17 protein-coding genes are annotated in these 15,805 nt (G+C 71.5%); 8 read left to right on the top strand and 9 right to left on the bottom strand.

All coding sequences use genetic code 11. The features are described 5' to 3' along the window. Positions 1-17 precede the first annotated feature (17 nt). The 5 genes from ACSJDX_RS07450 to ACSJDX_RS07430 all read left to right on the top strand — a co-directional run bounded on the left by ACSJDX_RS07450 (position 18) and on the right by ACSJDX_RS07430 (position 5,257). On the top strand, positions 18-1,094 hold the full coding sequence (locus ACSJDX_RS07450; RefSeq protein WP_438354868.1) for an ABC transporter substrate-binding protein: 1,077 nt from the start codon (positions 18-20) through the stop codon (positions 1,092-1,094). A 93-nt stretch (positions 1,095-1,187) separates the two neighbouring features. Continuing rightward, a complete protein-coding gene (locus tag ACSJDX_RS07445; protein WP_438354867.1) occupies positions 1,188-2,795 on the top strand; it encodes a sugar ABC transporter ATP-binding protein in 1,608 nt (535 codons plus the stop codon). Next, positions 2,792-3,775 carry an ABC transporter permease gene (locus tag ACSJDX_RS07440; RefSeq protein ID WP_438354866.1) on the top strand — a complete coding sequence of 328 codons (984 nt, stop codon included), beginning with the start codon at positions 2,792-2,794 and terminating at the stop codon, positions 3,773-3,775. Before ACSJDX_RS07445 ends, ACSJDX_RS07440 begins: the two co-directional genes overlap by 4 nt. Continuing rightward, positions 3,772-4,767, top strand: coding sequence for an ABC transporter permease (locus ACSJDX_RS07435; RefSeq protein ID WP_438354865.1), 996 nt, complete (start codon positions 3,772-3,774; stop codon positions 4,765-4,767). Before ACSJDX_RS07440 ends, ACSJDX_RS07435 begins: the two co-directional genes overlap by 4 nt. A gap of 109 nt (positions 4,768-4,876) precedes the next feature. Beyond that, complete coding sequence (locus tag ACSJDX_RS07430; protein ID WP_438354864.1) at positions 4,877-5,257, top strand: hypothetical protein; 381 nt, start codon at positions 4,877-4,879, stop codon at positions 5,255-5,257. Between the two features lie 38 nt (positions 5,258-5,295). Here ACSJDX_RS07430 and ACSJDX_RS07425 read toward each other — a convergent pair whose 3' ends face one another. Next, positions 5,296-5,883, bottom strand: a complete 588-nt coding sequence (locus tag ACSJDX_RS07425) for a TetR/AcrR family transcriptional regulator (RefSeq protein ID WP_438354863.1) — start codon at positions 5,881-5,883, stop codon at positions 5,296-5,298. 91 nt (positions 5,884-5,974) lie between these two features. On the opposite strand from ACSJDX_RS07425, the gene ACSJDX_RS07420 reads away from it, so the two are divergent. Further along, entirely contained in the window at positions 5,975-6,316 is a 342-nt protein-coding gene (locus ACSJDX_RS07420; RefSeq protein ID WP_438354862.1) for a hypothetical protein, read from the top strand. Then, positions 6,316-7,134, top strand: coding sequence for a hypothetical protein (locus ACSJDX_RS07415; protein ID WP_438354861.1), 819 nt, complete (start codon positions 6,316-6,318; stop codon positions 7,132-7,134). The genes ACSJDX_RS07420 and ACSJDX_RS07415 overlap by 1 nt, the downstream gene beginning before the upstream one ends. Positions 7,135-7,169: 35 nt before the next feature. On the opposite strand, the gene ACSJDX_RS07410 is transcribed toward ACSJDX_RS07415, so the two are convergent. The 4 genes from ACSJDX_RS07410 to ACSJDX_RS07395 all read right to left on the bottom strand — a co-directional run bounded on the left by ACSJDX_RS07410 (position 7,170) and on the right by ACSJDX_RS07395 (position 10,831). Next, a complete protein-coding gene (locus tag ACSJDX_RS07410; protein ID WP_204948058.1) occupies positions 7,170-8,171 on the bottom strand; it encodes an IS481 family transposase in 1,002 nt (333 codons plus the stop codon). Between the two features lie 97 nt (positions 8,172-8,268). Next, positions 8,269-8,925 (bottom strand): SAM-dependent methyltransferase, encoded by a 657-nt coding sequence (locus tag ACSJDX_RS07405; RefSeq protein ID WP_438354860.1) that lies wholly within the window; start codon positions 8,923-8,925, stop codon positions 8,269-8,271. 73 nt (positions 8,926-8,998) lie between these two features. Next, a complete protein-coding gene (locus ACSJDX_RS07400; RefSeq protein ID WP_438354859.1) occupies positions 8,999-10,192 on the bottom strand; it encodes an MFS transporter in 1,194 nt (397 codons plus the stop codon). Positions 10,193-10,282: 90 nt separating this feature from the next. Next, entirely contained in the window at positions 10,283-10,831 is a 549-nt protein-coding gene (locus tag ACSJDX_RS07395) for a CGNR zinc finger domain-containing protein (RefSeq protein WP_438354858.1), read from the bottom strand. A gap of 122 nt (positions 10,832-10,953) precedes the next feature. Between ACSJDX_RS07395 and ACSJDX_RS07390 the strand changes: the two genes are divergently transcribed. Then, positions 10,954-11,838, top strand: coding sequence for an alpha/beta fold hydrolase (locus ACSJDX_RS07390; RefSeq protein ID WP_438354857.1), 885 nt, complete (start codon positions 10,954-10,956; stop codon positions 11,836-11,838). A 98-nt stretch (positions 11,839-11,936) separates the two neighbouring features. On the opposite strand, the gene ACSJDX_RS07385 is transcribed toward ACSJDX_RS07390, so the two are convergent. From ACSJDX_RS07385 to ACSJDX_RS07370, 4 genes are all read right to left on the bottom strand, one after another. Further along, positions 11,937-12,308, bottom strand: a complete 372-nt coding sequence (locus ACSJDX_RS07385; RefSeq protein ID WP_438354856.1) for a MerR family transcriptional regulator — start codon at positions 12,306-12,308, stop codon at positions 11,937-11,939. 83 nt (positions 12,309-12,391) lie between these two features. Further along, positions 12,392-13,834, bottom strand: coding sequence for an AMP-binding protein (locus ACSJDX_RS07380; protein ID WP_438354855.1), 1,443 nt, complete (start codon positions 13,832-13,834; stop codon positions 12,392-12,394). Then, positions 13,803-14,936 (bottom strand): MSMEG_0565 family glycosyltransferase, encoded by a 1,134-nt coding sequence (locus ACSJDX_RS07375; RefSeq protein ID WP_438354854.1) that lies wholly within the window; start codon positions 14,934-14,936, stop codon positions 13,803-13,805. The genes ACSJDX_RS07380 and ACSJDX_RS07375 overlap by 32 nt, the downstream gene beginning before the upstream one ends. Before the next feature lie 4 nt (positions 14,937-14,940). Beyond that, positions 14,941-15,798, bottom strand: a complete 858-nt coding sequence (locus ACSJDX_RS07370) for a carbon-nitrogen hydrolase family protein (protein ID WP_438354853.1) — start codon at positions 15,796-15,798, stop codon at positions 14,941-14,943. Positions 15,799-15,805: the final 7 nt, after the last annotated feature.

Raw genomic sequence — 15,805 nt, 5'->3', positions numbered from 1 at the left:
CGAGGAAGTTGGGAAAGATGATGAAGAACCGGAGGGTTCACGGCGTCGCAGGGGCACTCGCGACATTCGCCGTGCTGGGGCTCGCGCTGGCGGGCTGCACCAACACCGGCACATCCGGATCGGCCGGGGGCACCGGTGCCCCCGCGACCCAGACCGCCGCGCCGGCCACGGGCCCCACGTGCGACATCGCCACGTACGGCGGCACGAAGGCCGCGCTCACGGACCTGGTGGTCGGCTTCTCCCAGTCGGAGAAGGAGGACAACCCCTTCCGCATCGCCGAGACGCAGTCGATCAAGGACGAGGCGGCCAAGCTCGGCGTCAAGAAGCTGATCACCACGAACGCGCAGTCCACGCTGTCGAAGCAGATCTCCGACATCCAGGACATGATCTCGCAGGGCGCGCAGGCCCTCATCGTGGCGCCGCTCAACAGCGACGGACTCCAGCCCGCCCTCGAGGCGGCGAAGGCGAAGAACATCCCCGTCATCACCGTGGACCGCCTGCTGAGCTCCGGTGCGTGCAGCACCTACGTCTCGTTCCTCGGGTCGAACTTCGTGCAGCAGGGCCAGCGCGCCGCCGATCAGCTGATCGCGGGCACCGGCGGGAAGGGCAACGTCGCCATCCTGCTGGGCGCGTCGGGCAACAACGTCACGACGGACCGCACCAGCGGCTTCGTCGACCAGCTCACGGCGAAAGCGCCCGGGATCAAGATCGTCGCGCAGCAGACCGGCGACTTCGCCCGCGACAAGGGGCAGTCGGTGACCGAGCAGCTGCTGCAGTCCAACCCCGACATCACCGCGATCTACGCCGAGAACGACGAGATGGGTCTCGGCGCGCAGGCCGCGATCATCGCCGCGGGCAAGACGCCGGGCAAGGACATCCAGATCTACTCGATCGACGGCACGAAGAACGCGGTCGAGCAGATCGTGGCGGGCCAGTACAACGGCGTCATCGAGTCGAACCCCCGGTTCGGTCCGCTGGCCTTCCAGACCCTCCAGTCGTTCCTCAACGGCGATGCGGTGGGGCAGAAGATCGTCATCCAGGACGGCGAGTACGACCCCGCGAACGCCTCGGCCAAGGTAGACCAGGCGTACTGATCCTCTCCGACGGGTCGTGCGGGCGGGCATCCGTCCGCACGACCCGCCGCGTGCGGGGCGACGTCCTGCCCCACGACCGAAAGGCATCACGACGTGACGACGGAGTCCGCAGCCACCCCGCCCCCCGTGCTGGAGGCGCGGCGCGTGACGAAGCAGTTCGCCGGCGTCACCGCCCTGGACGCGGTGAGCTTCGAGGTGCTCCCCGGCGACAGCGTCGCCCTGATGGGCGAGAACGGCGCCGGCAAGTCGACGCTCATCAAGGTGCTCACCGGCGTCTACCAGCCCGACGACGGCGAGGTGCGGCTGGGGGGCGAGGTCGTCTCGTTCGCGCGCCCACTCGACGCGCAGCGCGCGGGCGTGTCGACGATCTATCAGGAGGTGAACCTGATCCCGCTGATGAGCGTGGCGCAGAACATCTTCGTGGGGCGCGAGCCGCGCGGCCCGCTCGGGCTCATCGACAAGCGCCGCATGATCGAGGAGGCGCGCACGCTGCTGGCGGCGTACGGCATCGACATCGACGTGCGCCGCCCGCTGCGCAGCCTCCCCCTCGGCATCCAGCAGATGGTCGCGCTCGCCCGGGCCGTCAGCATCCACGCGCGCGTCGTCATCATGGACGAACCGACCTCGTCGCTCGAGGTCCGCGAGGTCGAGACCCTGTTCCGCGTGATCGCACAGCTGCGGTCGGAGGGCATCGCGATCGTCTACGTGAGCCACAAGATGGACGAGATCTTCCGGGTGTGCGACCGCGTCGCGGTGCTGCGCGACGGGCGCCTCGTGCACACCGGCCGCCTCGACGAGCTCTCCCGCGTCGAGCTCGTCGCGCTGATGCTGGGCCGCTCCGTCGACCGCGTGCAGCGCGCCGGGGCCACCGCGTTCAGCGGTGCGGTGGAGTCGGATGCGCCGCCCGTCCTCGTCGCGCAGGACCTCAGCCGCCGTCATCAGATCGACGGCGTCGACGTCACGATCAAGCCCGGCGAGGTCGTCGGGCTCGGCGGGCTCCTCGGGTCGGGGCGCTCCGAGACCCTCAAGGCGATGGCGGGGGTCATGCAGCTCGATCGCGGCGACGTCGCCGTCGAAGGCAAGCCCGTGCGCGCCGGATCGATCGGCGCGGCGATCCGCGCCGGCATCGTCATGCTCCCCGAGGACCGCAAGGCCGAGGGCGTCATCCCGGGCCTGTCGGTGCGCGACAACATCGTGCTGGCGGCGCTGCCGCGACTGTCGAAGGCCGGTTTCACGAGCCGGCGCAACCAGGATGCCGTCGTCGACGTGTTCATGCGACGACTGCGCATCAAGGCGTCCGGGCCCGACCAGATCGTGTCCGAGCTGTCCGGCGGCAACCAGCAGAAGGTGATGCTCGCACGGCTCCTGGCGATGAGTCCGCGCGTGCTGCTGCTGGACGAGCCCACCCGCGGCATCGACGTGGGCGCGAAGGCCGAGGTGCAGGCGCTCATCGACGAGCTCGCGCGCGAGGGCCTCGCGATCATGCTCGTCTCCAGTGAGGTCGAGGAGGTCGTGGAGGGCGCCGCGCGCGTGATCGTGCTGCGCGACGGTTCCGTCGAGACGCAGCTCCTCGGCGATGACGTCGACGAGGAGCACCTGCTGGCCGCGCTGGCCGGGGATTCGAGCCTCGACGCGGATGCCGCGGCCCGGCCCGCGGCATCCGATCCCTCCCCGTCCGACCGCACCGAGGAGGGGCGATGACGCAGACCACCGTGACGATCCGGCTGCCGCGCCGCGGCACCGCCCTCGGCCTGCTGCAGCGCTATGGCGTCTACCTGGCACTCGTGCTGGTGCTGCTGTACAACCTCGTCTTCACCCCGAACTTCTTCGAGCTCGACAACTTCCGCACGCAGTTCGTGCAGGTGGTGCCCGTGCTCATCGTCGCCCTCGGCATGGCGCTCGTCATCGGCACGGAGGGCATCGACCTGTCGGTCGGAGCGGTGATGGCCCTCGCGGCCGCGATCGTGCCCCTCTACATCGGGTACGGGGCCGTGCCGGCGATCGCGATCGCCCTCATCGGCGGCCTGATCGTCGGGGTGATCAACGGATCGATGGTCGCCTTCATCGGCGTGCAGCCCATCGTCGCCACCCTGTCGCTCATGGTCGCCGGGCGCGGCATCGCGCTGCTGATCGCGAACGAGCAGCTGCGGTCGGTGAACGACCCGATCGTGCTGGCCCTCGGGCGCGGAGCGCTCTTCGAGGGGCAGCCGTGGCGCATCCCCTACGCCGTGATCATCGCCGTCGTGCTGGTCACGCTGGTCGCCCTCCTGGTGACCCGCACGACGTTCGGCAAGCAGCTGCTCGCGATCGGCGGCAACCGGCGCGCGGCCGAGCTCGCGGGTCTGCCGGTCAAGCGCATCCTGCTCCTCACGTACGTGATCTGCGCGGTGCTGGCCGCGATCGCCGGCATCGTCGGCACGGCGCGACTCGGCGCATCCGTCCCCTCCACGATCGGCAACCTCATCGAGCTGTCGGCCATCACCGCGGTCGTGGTCGGCGGCACACCGCTCACCGGCGGCAACGTGAAGATCGCCGGCACCGTCGCGGGCGCGCTGCTGCTGCAGTTCATCACCGCGACGCTCGTGAAGCACGACGTGCCCGATGCGTACTCGCAGCTCGCGCAGGCGGCGATCATCCTCGTCGCGGTGTACATCCAGCGCGGAAAGGTGCTGACCCGATGACGATCCTCGAGTCCGCGGGCGGCCCCGCGACCCGCGCGCAGGTGAGCCGGGAGCGGTTCGCCGCGATCGCGCAGAGCTACGGGGCGGCGATCGTGCTCGTGCTCCTGGTGATCGGCGGGAGCGTCGCCTTCCCGACGTTCCTGACGGTCTCGAACTTCGCGAACATCGCGACGCAGTCCTCGTTCCTGCTCATCATCGCGGTGGGCATGACGTTCGTCATCCTCACAGGCGGCATCGACCTGTCGGTCGGCTCGGTGTACGCCCTGGGCGGGGTGCTCGCCGCCTACGCCTCGCAGTGGGGCGTGCTCGCGGCCATCGGCGTGCCGCTCATCGTCTGCGCCGCGATCGGCGCGGTGCAGGGCGCCCTCGTCGCCTACGCCAAGATGGCACCGTTCATCGTGACGCTCGCCGGGCTCCTCGGGGTGCGCGGACTCGTGTTCGCGATCACCGACGGCGGCTCGACGACACCGCTGATCACGGACCCCGCGACCAGCGCGATCGGTCAGGGCGGCGTGCTCGGACTGCGCTGGCCGGTGCTGATCGCCCTCGCCGGGGTCGTGGTCGGCTCGGTCCTGCTCGCCCGTTCGCGCGGCGGTCAGGCGGTGCTCGCCGTCGGCGGCTCGGAGAACGCCGCCACCCTGATGGGCCTCCCGGTGGCCCGGGTGCGGTTCCGCGTCTACGTGTTGAGCGGGATCTGCGCGGGCCTCGCGGGCGCGCTGACGGCGGCGTACTCGTCGTCGGGCGTGCCGAACGTGGGCGTCGGCCTGGAGCTGTCCGCGATCTCGGCGGTCGTCATCGGCGGCACGCTGCTCACCGGCGGGCGCGGCAATCTCATCGGCACCCTCGCGGGCGTTCTGCTGCTCACGGTGATCCAGAACCTGATCAACCAGGTCGGGTCGCTCTCGAGCTCGGTGCAGGCGGTCGTCTCGGGGGCGTTCCTGGCCGTCGTCGTGATCGTGCAGACGGTGCTGTCGCGCACGCAGCGCCTCTAGTCGCGGGGCCGCGGGCGGACGGATGCGGGGGGCGGTGCTTCCACGGAGCCGGGACGACGCTCCGCTACTGTCGACCGTGACGCCTCCCCCGATCACGCCGAGGAGCACGATGACCGAGCCGCGCGACGCTTCCGCCCCGGGCTTCCCGCCGGGAGCAGGCGCACCCCCGACGGCTGTGGCGGCCCGGTCGCGACGACGCGCCGATGCCCTGGGCATCGTGGCTGTGATCGTGGCCGGCGTGGTCCTGGTCCCCGCACTGCTGGTGTTCCTCGTCGGCCTCATCCCCTCGATGAACGCGATCTGGTGGCTCGGGCTCTTCCTCATCCCGCTGCTCGCGATCGCCGGGGTCGCCGCCCTGGCCCTGGCTATCCCCGGCATCATCGTGGGCGCGCGTCGCGGAGGCGGCTACGCCCTGTCGATCACGGGAACGGTGCTCGGTGCCCTGATGCTCGTCCCCGCGTTCTGGGTGTACGTCGGCAGCTCCTTGTAGCCGGTCGGTGCCGGGATGCCGCGGCGAACGCGGGCTCGTCAGCCCAGCAGCGTGCGCACGGCGTCGAGGTAGGCGTCGCCGTCGAAGTCGGGGAACAGCGCGGACTGGATCATGTAGCCCTGGCAGATGCCGAGGCACACCGCCGACTCGGCCGCCGCGCGTGCGGCAGCGGCATCCTCCGCCAGTCCTTGCGAGCGGTACCAGACGGTCAGCTGACGCTCGAAGACGCTCGTGAGCTCGTCGCCGAGCGAGCCCGCGATCTCATGGAGCTCCGGCTCGCGCACCGCCGCCGCCCAGAGCTGGAGGAGCATCTCGGGGCGGTCGAGGTCCACCCGCATCCGACCGAGGAAGGCCCCCACGAGTTCGCTCGGGGACAGCGTGGCGCCGGAGGCCAGGTGCGCGTCGAACTCGTCGGACCGCTGGGCGAACAGCTCGCCGACCGCGCTGCGCACGAGGTCGGCCTTGCCGTCGAAATGACCGTAGATCATGCCTGCCGAGGTGCCCGACTCCGCGACGATGTCGGCCATCGAGGTGGCGTCGAAGCCCTTGCGGGCGAACAGCTCGATCGCCGCGTTGAGCACCTCTCCACGTCGCGCGAGCCGGCGCGTCTCGGTGATCCTCGGCATCCCGACAGCATAAAAGGAGCGATCGTTCTTTGACAAGATCGCTCCTGTGCTTCACCATAGAGAACGGTCATTCGCTATGAAAGGGCGTCCCGTGTCTGAAACCCGTGTGCACACCAAGTGGGGTGTGACCCTCTCGGTCGCTGCCGGAGCGGCGGTGCTCGTGGCCGTCGTGGTGCTGGCGTTCCTGTGGCCGACCGCGACCTCGAGCGTCCGGAACTTCCCGATCGGCGTCACCGGAGACAGCACGGCGGTCGCCGCGTTCGAGAAGGCGCTTGACGAGAACGCCGCCGGCCGCTTCGCCGTCGTGGAGATGGGCGACCGGTCCGCGCTCGCCGACGCCGTCGGCACGCGGGAGATCTACGGCGGCGTGGTGCTGGGCGATGCGCCCGAGGTGCTGACCGCGACCGGCGCGGCACCGTGCAGACGCAGGTGATGGCGCAGCTGCAGAGCCAGCTGCAGACCCAGATCGATGCGGCCGTCTCCGCCGGCGCGCAGGCGGCGACCGCGAAGGCCGGAGCGGCTGTGGCGGCCGGACAGCTGCCGGCCGCCCAGGCGCTGCAGATCGTCACGCAAGCGTCGGCCGCCACCGGGCCGACGGTCGCGATCACGGATCTCGCGCCGCTCGCCTCCACCGACTCGCGCGGGGTCGGCTTCGCCGCCGCCGCGTTTCCCACCGTGCTGGGGGGCATGGTGGGAGGCATCCTGATCTCCTTCACCGTCACGGGGTCGCGTCGGCGACTGGCTGCGATCGTGGCGTACTCGCTGCTCGCGGGCGTCGTCGTCACGGCGGTGCTGCAGCCGTGGTTCGGCATCCTGCAGGGGAGCTTCGCGGCGAACTGGATGGCGATGAGCCTCGCGTTCCTGGGCACCGGCTCGCTGATCGTCGGGGCGAACGCCGTCTTCGGTCGCGCGGGCATCGCGATCGGCGCGCTCATCACGATGTTCGTCGGCAACCCGATCTCGTCCGCCGCGCAGCCGCTGCAGTTCCTGCCCGAGCCGTGGGGGGCGATCGGCCAGTACTTCGTGCCGGGCGCCAGCGCCACGCTGCTGCGCGACCTGTCGTACTTCCCCGATGCGCCGCAGCTGCAGTCGTGGCTCGTGCTGGCCGGATGGGCCGTCGTCGGCGTCGTCATGATGCTCGTGGGGCACTTCCGCAGCCAGGAGGTCGTACACATCGACGGCTCGGTCGAGCCCGACGAGACGGCCGAGGTGCACGCTCCGGCGCTCCGGCGCGACGCTCGCCGGGCGTGAGGGCGGGGGCGGGTGTCGCGCCGGGGCGGTGACCGCTAGGTGTACTTCCCCGTGACGTTGTGAACGCGGGCTGAGGGGGTCTGGCCGCCGATCCCGGTGTGGGGTCTGTGGTGATTGTAGTGATGCAGCCAGGTCTCGTATGCCGCGGCTCGCTCTGCTTCGCTGGCGTAGGGCTTGGCGTAGGCCCATTCGGCGGCGAGGGTGCGGTTGAAGCGTTCGACCTTCCCGTTGGTCTGCGGCCGATACGGCTTTGTCCACTTGTGCTTCACACCGTCGCCGAGCGCGTCCGCGAACGCGTGTGACCGGTAGCACGCGCCGTTGTCTGTCATCACGGCGGTGACCGTGACTCCGAGGCTCGCGAAGAACGCGTTCGCGCGGGTCCAGAACCCTGCCGCGGTCTCCTTGCGTTCGTCGTCGAGGATCTCCGAGTACGCGACTCTCGAGTTGTCGTCGACGGCGTGGTGCAGATACCGGTAGCCGCGGGAGCCGGCCGCTCCTGACCGTGCGGCCTTGTCACGGACGGATCCCGCGGCACGGTCCTGCGCCGATCCGCGGCCGAAGGCGCGCCAGCCGCCGCCATCAGGGATCCGGCCCTGCTTCTTGATATCGACGTGGATCAGCTGGCCCGGTCTTGCGACCTCGTACCGCTTCGGCGTCGGCTTGCGGACTGGCAGCCCGGTGGCCTGATCGATGTTCACGAGCTTCGGCATCCCATACCTGGCCAGCACCCGGCCGACCGTCGAGCGGGCAAGGCCCAGGTGATACGCGATCCGGTGCGGACCCCACCGGCGGGTGAACCGCAACGACACGATCCTCCGCTCCGTCTTCCGCGGGAGCCGGTTCGGCGAGGTCTGCGGCCTGAAGCTGCGGTCCGTCAACGGCAGCCCGGCCCGATACCGGTCGACCCACCGTTTCGCCGTCGCGGGCGAGCACTGGAACCGTTCCGCTGCCCGCCGCAACGACCAGCCCCGATCCACGACGAGGACAGCAAGACGACGACGCCCTTCCGGCGTCAAAGGCGCGTTAGCGTGAGACACGAAGACCTCCGTGGTCAGGATGCGAGTGTGGTAACCCACATCCTGCCCGGAGGTCTTCGCCTACCTCACCCGTTCACAACCTCCCGGGGAAGTACAGCTAGGCGCGCCGCACCCGGACGACGGCGTCGGTGAGGGTCGCCTCCGCGCCGTCGCGTCCGGTCGCCCGCCTGTCGACCATCGCACGGGTCTCGACGACCCAGCCGTCAGGGAGCTCGAGCGCGTCGAGGACCTCGTCCGGCGTCGGGAGCGGCGGCGCGTCGGCGTCGTGCTCGTGGTCGGAGCCGGGCGGGAAGGCGCCGTGCCCGACCACGAGGAGGGTGCCGCCCGGAGCGACGGCGGCCGCCGCGCGACGCAGGATCGTCTCGCGCGCGAGCTCGACGGGGGAGTGCAGGAACGCGGCGGTGACCAGGTCGTACTCCACCGTCGGATTCCAGGAGGCGAGATCGGCCCGGATCCAGTCGATGCGGTCGTCCAGCTCGAGCTGCTCGGCGCGCGTCCGGGCGACGCCCAGTGCGGTGGAGGAGATGTCCACCGCCGTGACCGTCCAGCCGTGGGCGCCGAGCCAGAGCGCGTCGCCGCCCTCTCCGCAGCCGAGGTCGAGGGCGGTGTCCGGGGTCAGCCCCTCGACCTCGCGGGCCACGGCCGCGTTCACCTCGCCGCTCCACACCTGTCCGCTCTCACGGCGGTGGGTGGTGTAGCGCTCCTCCCAGAACTCGGAGGGGCTGGATGCCGCGGGGCCGGGTGCGTGTGCCATGCTCCTCAGTCTGCCCAACGCCGCGGCGCGGAGGGTCGGCGTCACCACCCTCACGCGCCCGCGGCGCGCCTGCTCAGCGGTGCGGGAAGGCGTGCGCCCGCGCAGCGATCACCACGACCACGGTCAGGGCGACGAGTCCGGCGACGGCGACGAGGAGGGCTTCCGTGCCGAAGCCGGCGAGCAGGATGCCGCCGATGAGCCCGCCGAGGCCGATGCCGCCGTTCCACATCGTCACCATGAGCGGCTGGGCCGCGTCGGCGTGCTCTCGGGAAGCGGCCATGAGCGCACCCTGGAAGAGGGTCGCTGCGCCGCCGAAGGCCAGTCCCCAGAGGGCGACGGCGGTGTAGTCGACTGCGCTGCTGCCCGACCACAGCGTGAGCGCGATGGCCGCCGCTGCGAAGAGCACCGTGCTGCTGACGACCAGCCGCCGGTGGTGCCGGTCGACGAACATCCCGGTGAGCCAGATGCTGAGGATCGACGCGATCCCGAAGACGAGCAACACCCACTGCACCTGGTCGGCCAGGCCGACGCCCGCCAGGACCGGCGCGATGTACGTGTAGAGGATCGTGTGGGCCAGCACGTAGGCGCCGGTCACCAGCAGGATCGTACGGAGCCCGCGGATGCGCAGGAGGTGCCGCAGCGGCATCCGCTCGGTCGCCTTCTGCCCCGCCACGTCCGGCAGCTTCCACAGGGTCCAGGCGATGAGGAGCCCCGTGACGCACGCCATCAGGCCGAACGTCGACTGCCAGCCCACGGCCTGACCGAGAAAGGCGCCGAGGGGCACTCCCAGCGAGAGGGCAACCGGGGTTCCCGCGAACGCGAGGGCCATCGCCCGGCCCTTGAACGCGTCGGGGGTGATGCGCTGCGCGTACCCGCCGAGGAGGCTCCAGACGACGCCGGACGCGGCTCCCGCGAGGAACCGCGCCGCCATCGTGAGGGTGTAGTCGAGCGAGAGGGCGGTGACGAGATTCGCGACGAGGAACCCGGCGAGCGCCAGCACGAGCAGCCGGCGGCGCGGCCAGGCCGTGGTGGCGACCGACACCGGGATGGCGGTGAGCATGGTGGCGACGGCGTAGACGGTGACGGTCTGCCCGCCGATCGACTCGGAGACGCCGAGGGCAGTGCTCATCTGCGGGAGCACACCAGCGGGGAGCGCCTCGGTCAGGGTGGTGATGAATCCCGCGGCGAACAGTGCGAGCAGGGCCGCGAGCGGGAGCCGCTGCGCGCGCGGGGGAGTGACGGCGACGAGGTCGTGCGTCGAGGGCATCGGAGGTCTTCTTTCGTCTCGGACGGCGCCGCGGTCGCGGGCCGGAGACGATCGTGCAACCTTGACATCAGTGTGAAGGCAAGCGGTGGCTCATTCCGGTGCGTCGTCCGTACCGCGCTCGACCGCGTCGGCGAGGTGGCGCCGGTAGTGCCGGGCGGATTTCGTGCGTGCGCCGCACGTCTCCATCGAGTGCCACCGACGACCGCCGTTGCGCGAGGTGTCGTGGAAGTAGAGGACGCAGTCGGGATGCGCGCACTGACGCACACGATCGGGATGCTGCGCCATCAGGTCGACGAACGCACGGGCGATCCGCCACGCCGCGCCCCAGCCGGGCTCAGCGAGGGGCGAGACCACCGGCTCGCCCGCGACCACGCGGATGCTCTCGTGCCCGCGTGCCAGCGCGGCGTTCAGTCCCGCCTCGGCGTCCGGGCCCGGATCGTCGAGGACCGCACGGATCGCGCGCCGCACGGTGCGGAGGGCGTCGAGGTCGTCGGTCGCGGGATCGAAGCCGTACTCGATGAGCCACCGAGCGGCCGACTCGTCGTCGGCGAGGTGGTCCACCCACTCCCCGCGTTCGATCCATTCGGTGTTGACCAGGTCGAGCGGGGTCGACTCGCCTACCAGGATCCGCTCCAGCATCCGTCGATCATACCACTCACAGTCGTTTGACTAGTGAGAATGACTTTGCGTAGGCTCTAACCGCTCATGAGACTTTCACTGGTTAGTCTCGCCGAGCATTCATCCATCATCGAAGGAGCACCATGACCACGCCCACGCCCGTTCCCGTCGTCGAGTACAAGACCGAGGAGTTCGACGGCATCGAGATCTTCTACCGTGAGGCCGGCCCGCAGGACGCGCCCGTCGTGCTGCTGCTGCACGGCTTCCCGACGTCGTCGCACATGTTCCGCGATCTGATCCCCTTCCTCGCCGACCGCTACCGCGTCATCGCCCCCGACCTCCCCGGCTACGGCCAGAGCTCGGCGCCTCACCACACCGAGTTCCCGTACACCTTCGACAGCGCCGCCGAGCACGTGCAGAAGCTGCTCACGCGGCTCGGCGTCGAGCGCTACGCCGTCTACGTGTTCGACTACGGCGCCCCGACCGCGTGGCGGCTCGCCCTCGCGAACCCGGGCGCGGTCACCGCACTCATCGCGCAGAACGGCAACGCCTACGACGAGGGTCTCGACAACGACTTCTGGCAGCCGATCAAGCGCTACTGGGCCGACCCGTCCCCCGAGAACCGCGACGCGCTGCGCGGCCTGCTCACGATCGAGACCACCCGCTTCCAGTACACCGACGGGATGGCCCACCCCACCCGGATCTCACCGGACAACTGGATCGTCGACCAGGCCCTCATGGATCGGCCCGACAACGACGAGATCCAGCTCGACTACTTCCTCGACTACGGCACCAACCCGGCGCTGTATCCCGCGGTCCAGCAGTGGCTGCGCGAGGCTCAGCCGCCGACGCTCGTGGTGTGGGGATCGAACGACGTGATCTTCCCGGAGGCCGGTGCGCACCCGTACCGTCGCGACCTGCCCGGTGTCGAGTTCCATCTGTTCGACAGCGGGCACTTCCTCCTCGAGGATCGCGCCGACGAGGTGTTCCCGCTCATCCACGACTTCCTCGACCGCCGGATCGGCTGAGTTCCGCGATCGGGCGAGGGGCCGCGTTCCGGGATGCCGGGGCGCGGCCTTTCGGCGTCGCTGCGGCGCTGTGCGGCGTCAGGCGACGCTGTGCGGCGTCAGGCGACGCTGCCGGTGTGGTGTTGCTCGACGGCATCGAGGTAGTCGTCGAGCGCCCGCAGGTTCTGCGACAGCACCGCGACGCGCTCGCGCAGCCGATCGCGCTCGTCGGCGATGCGGCGGACGAAGCCAGGGTCGTCGTAGGTCGAGCACGCCGCCGCGGCGAGACACGGCAGCACCTCGCGGATGATCTCCGTCGTCAGCCCGGCCCCGAGGAGTCCGCGGATCTGCTCGACGCGAGCCACCAGCGCCTCGTCGTAGACCCGGTAGCCGTTCTCGGCGCGCCGCGGCCGCAGGAGCCCCTGGTCCTCGTAGTAGCGCAGGAGCCTCGGGGACACGCCCACGCGCTCGGACAGCTCTTTGATCTTCACCGTCGCGCGCCTCCTGAATCCACCGTCACACGGACGTCAACGCCCGCCGTCGTGCGCCAATTCCGCCGACCACCCGCCCGACGTCAGGCGTCGGCCGCCGTCGCGGCCCAGCATCGGCGCGACGTCTTGCCGGCGTCGTCGCGCACGGGCTCGCGCACGAGACGGATGCGCGCCGGCCGCCGGGCCGGGTCGAGGTGCTCCGCGGCCCACGCGGCGAGGGCCGCGGCATCCGTGTCGGCGTCGGCGATGTCGGCGACGGCCTCGACGCGCTGCCCGAGGTCGTCGTCGGGCACGCCGAACGCGACAGCGCTGCGCACCGCAGGGTGCGCCTCGAGCACACGCTCGACCTCGACGGGGTGGACGGTCTCGCCGCCGCGCACGATCACGTCGCCCGCGCGATCGACGAGGTAGAGCCGCCCGTCGGCGTCGAGGTATCCGAGGTCGCCGAGCGTGTCCCATCCGTCGGGGTCGCGCCGCGACGTCGCGCCGAGGTAGCGGTACGCGGGCTCGGGGCCGCGGCGCATCCACACCTCGCCGGTCTCGCCGGGCGCGGCATCCGCACCCCCCGGCAAAAGCACCCGCACCTCGGTGCCGCCGATCGGGCGCCCGACGCTGCCCGGGTGGGCGAGCCACTCGTCGCCGCGGATCATGGTGAGCCCGTTCGACTCGCTGCCGGCGTACACCTCGACCACCCGCTCCGGCCCGATCCAGTCCAGGAACGCGCGCTTGAGCGCCGGCGCGCACGGGGCGCCCATGTGCAGCACCGTCTCGAGCGTCGCCACGCGTTCACGGGTACGGAGAGCGGCGGGCAGCCGCAGCATCCGGTGCATCATCGTCGGCACGACGAGCGCCCACGTGACCCGGTGCCGCTGCACCGCCGCGATCCACCGCTCCTCGTCGAACCGCGGCAGCACGACGAGCCGGTGCCCGAGCAGCAGTCCGCGCATCGCGTACGTGAAGGTCGCCGAGTGCGACAGCGGCCCCGCCACCAGCTGCACCGCGGAGCGCGGCAGGAACGCGGCGACCGGCGCGTCCGGGTCCATGAGCGCGGGCGCCGCGGCGAGCACGACCTTCGGGGTGCCGGTGCTGCCCGATGTCGTGGGCGCCTTCCAGCTGCGCGCCCACGCATCGGGCAGCGCGGCATCCGATTCGCCGTCGGCATCGCCGAGGTCGACGATCGACGGGATCCCGGGATGCTGCGCCACGGCGCCCAGCACGAGGGCCGGCCGTGCGGCCCCCTCCGCGGCGGTGCGCTGGGCGGGGCGGAGCCGCACGTCGATCGGCTGCGGCGTCGCCCCGGCCTTCCACACCGCGGCGGTCGCGACCACGAAGTCGCGGTCGTTGGGCAGCACGATCGTGACGAGGTCGTCGCGGACGACCCCGCGCTCGAGCAGCACCCGCGCGAGCCGGTTCGATGCCCGGTCGAGCTCGGCGGAGGTCAGTGACCCGCGCGCGTCCTCGACCACGATCCGATCCGGGTCGGCCGAGGCCTGCTCAGCGAGGATCGTCGAGAACGACCGGCGCACCGCCGTCTCCTCCCCGCTCCTGCACGATCTCGTAGAACCGCTCATGGCGGGCGGCCGCGGCATCCCACGTATAAGAGGAGGCGAGCGCACGTCCGCGATCCGCCGGCACGGGATGCTGCGCCGACACTGCCGCGGCCAGGGCGTCGGCGATCGCCGGCACGTCGCCGGCATAGGCGACCGCGGGGCCGAACACCTCGCGCAGCACCGGCAGGTCGCGGGCGACGACGGGCGTGCCGGCGGCGAGCGCCTCCATCGCCGCGAGGCCGAACCCCTCCTTCGTCGACACGAACCCGAGGGCGTCGGCGGCCGCGACGAGCGACGGCACGTCGTCGTGCGGAACCGGCCCGAGCACGATCGGCGTGATGCCGAGCGCCGCCGCGCGCGCGTCGAACGCCGCGCGATAGTCGCGGTAGTCGAACAGGGTCTCGCCGCCGCCGAACACGAGCGCGACATCGGGATGCCGGTGCCGCAGCATCGCGTACGCCTCGAGCAGGTCGATGCTGCCCTTGCGGGGCTCGATGCCGCCGAGGGCGAGCACGTAGCGCCCGAACCGGTCGCGCCACCCGGCACGCGCGGCCGCGGCATCCGGACCGGTCGCGGCGGCGAAGCGCGCGGCATCCACGCCGTTCGGGATCACCGTGGGGCGCACCCCGAACGCGGCGGCGACCTCGGCCGCGACCGCGTGCGAGACCGCGAGCCGCGCGACGGGCTCGACGATCGCGCGGTCGTGGCACTCGATGAGGCGCGGGGTCGTGAACGCGTCGAGATGGTGGATCGTACGGATGCCGCGACCCACCGCGTTGGCCGAGATGCAGTCCTGTGCGTGCACGATGCCACCGGCATCCGCGTCGAACGCGTCGCGCATGACGGCGATCGAGCGTTCGATGCGGGCGCCGACGTCCTCGCCCTCGCGCGGCTCGAACGGCACGACGCGCACCGTCACCGCGGGATCGACGGGGCGGAAGAACGCGTCGTCGCCGCCGCGGCCGAGCGTCCACACCGTGACGTCGTGGCCGCGGGCGGCGAGCGCCTCCGACAGGGCGAGCGTGTGCACGACGCCGCCGCGCGGCTTGGTCGAGTAGGTGACCTGCGAGATGCGCACGGGGTCAGGCCGGCTGCGGCGGCGCGTAGGCGCCCTCGACGCGCTGCGCGAGGTGGTCGAGCGACCGACGTGCGCGGGCGACGTCGCCCGAGACGTCGGCCGTCGCGACGGCGAGCCCGCCCTTGGCCCACGTCTTGGCGAGGATCTCGCCCGCCGGGTCGACCACCTTCGCCTGCCCGAGGAAGCGCAGCCCCCCGAGCACCCCGGTCTGGTTCGACGACACCAGGAACAGCTGGTTCTCGGCGGCGCGCGCGCAGTCGTACAGGTCGAACAGGTGCGCCTGCCGGTCGTTGCGCATGCGGTCGGACCGGTCGGTGACGCTCGCCGGCCACGCGTTGAGGCACGCGATGATCTCCGCGCCGCCCAGCGCGAGCGCCCGCGACGCCTCGGGGAAGGTCTTGTCGAAGTCGATCAGCATCCCGAGCCGCCCCACGGGGGTGTCGAACGCCGCGAACCGGTCGCCGGCGCGGTAGGCCTCTGACTCGCCGAGCGGCAGGTGGACCTTGCGATGGATGCCGAGGATCTCGCCCCCGCTGACGCATACCGCCGTGTTGTACCGCGCCTCCGCGCCGTCGTCGCGGACCCGCTCGGCGAAGCCGAAGCACACCACCATGTCTCCGGCGAGGTCCGCCACCGCCTTCACCTCGGGCCCGTCGAGGTCGACGGCGGGCGGGAGCCCGTCGTCGCTGTCGGCGGGATGGTAGAGGTCGTGCAGGTAGCCGCCGAGGGTCGCGTCGGGCAGCACGAGCAGGTCGACGCCCCGCTCCCGGGCCTGGTCGAGGATGCCGGGCAGCTTCGCGAGCGTGCGCTCGACGTCGCGACCGAAGTGCGCGGCGACTCCCGCCATCGTCAGCTCTGCCATGCGTCCA

The organism is Microbacterium fluminis, assembly GCF_051549805.1.
Classification (GTDB): Bacteria; Actinomycetota; Actinomycetes; order Actinomycetales; family Microbacteriaceae; genus Microbacterium.
The sequence above is the reverse complement of the archived record's forward strand: the minus strand, read 5'-3'. Positions and strand labels throughout refer to the sequence as shown.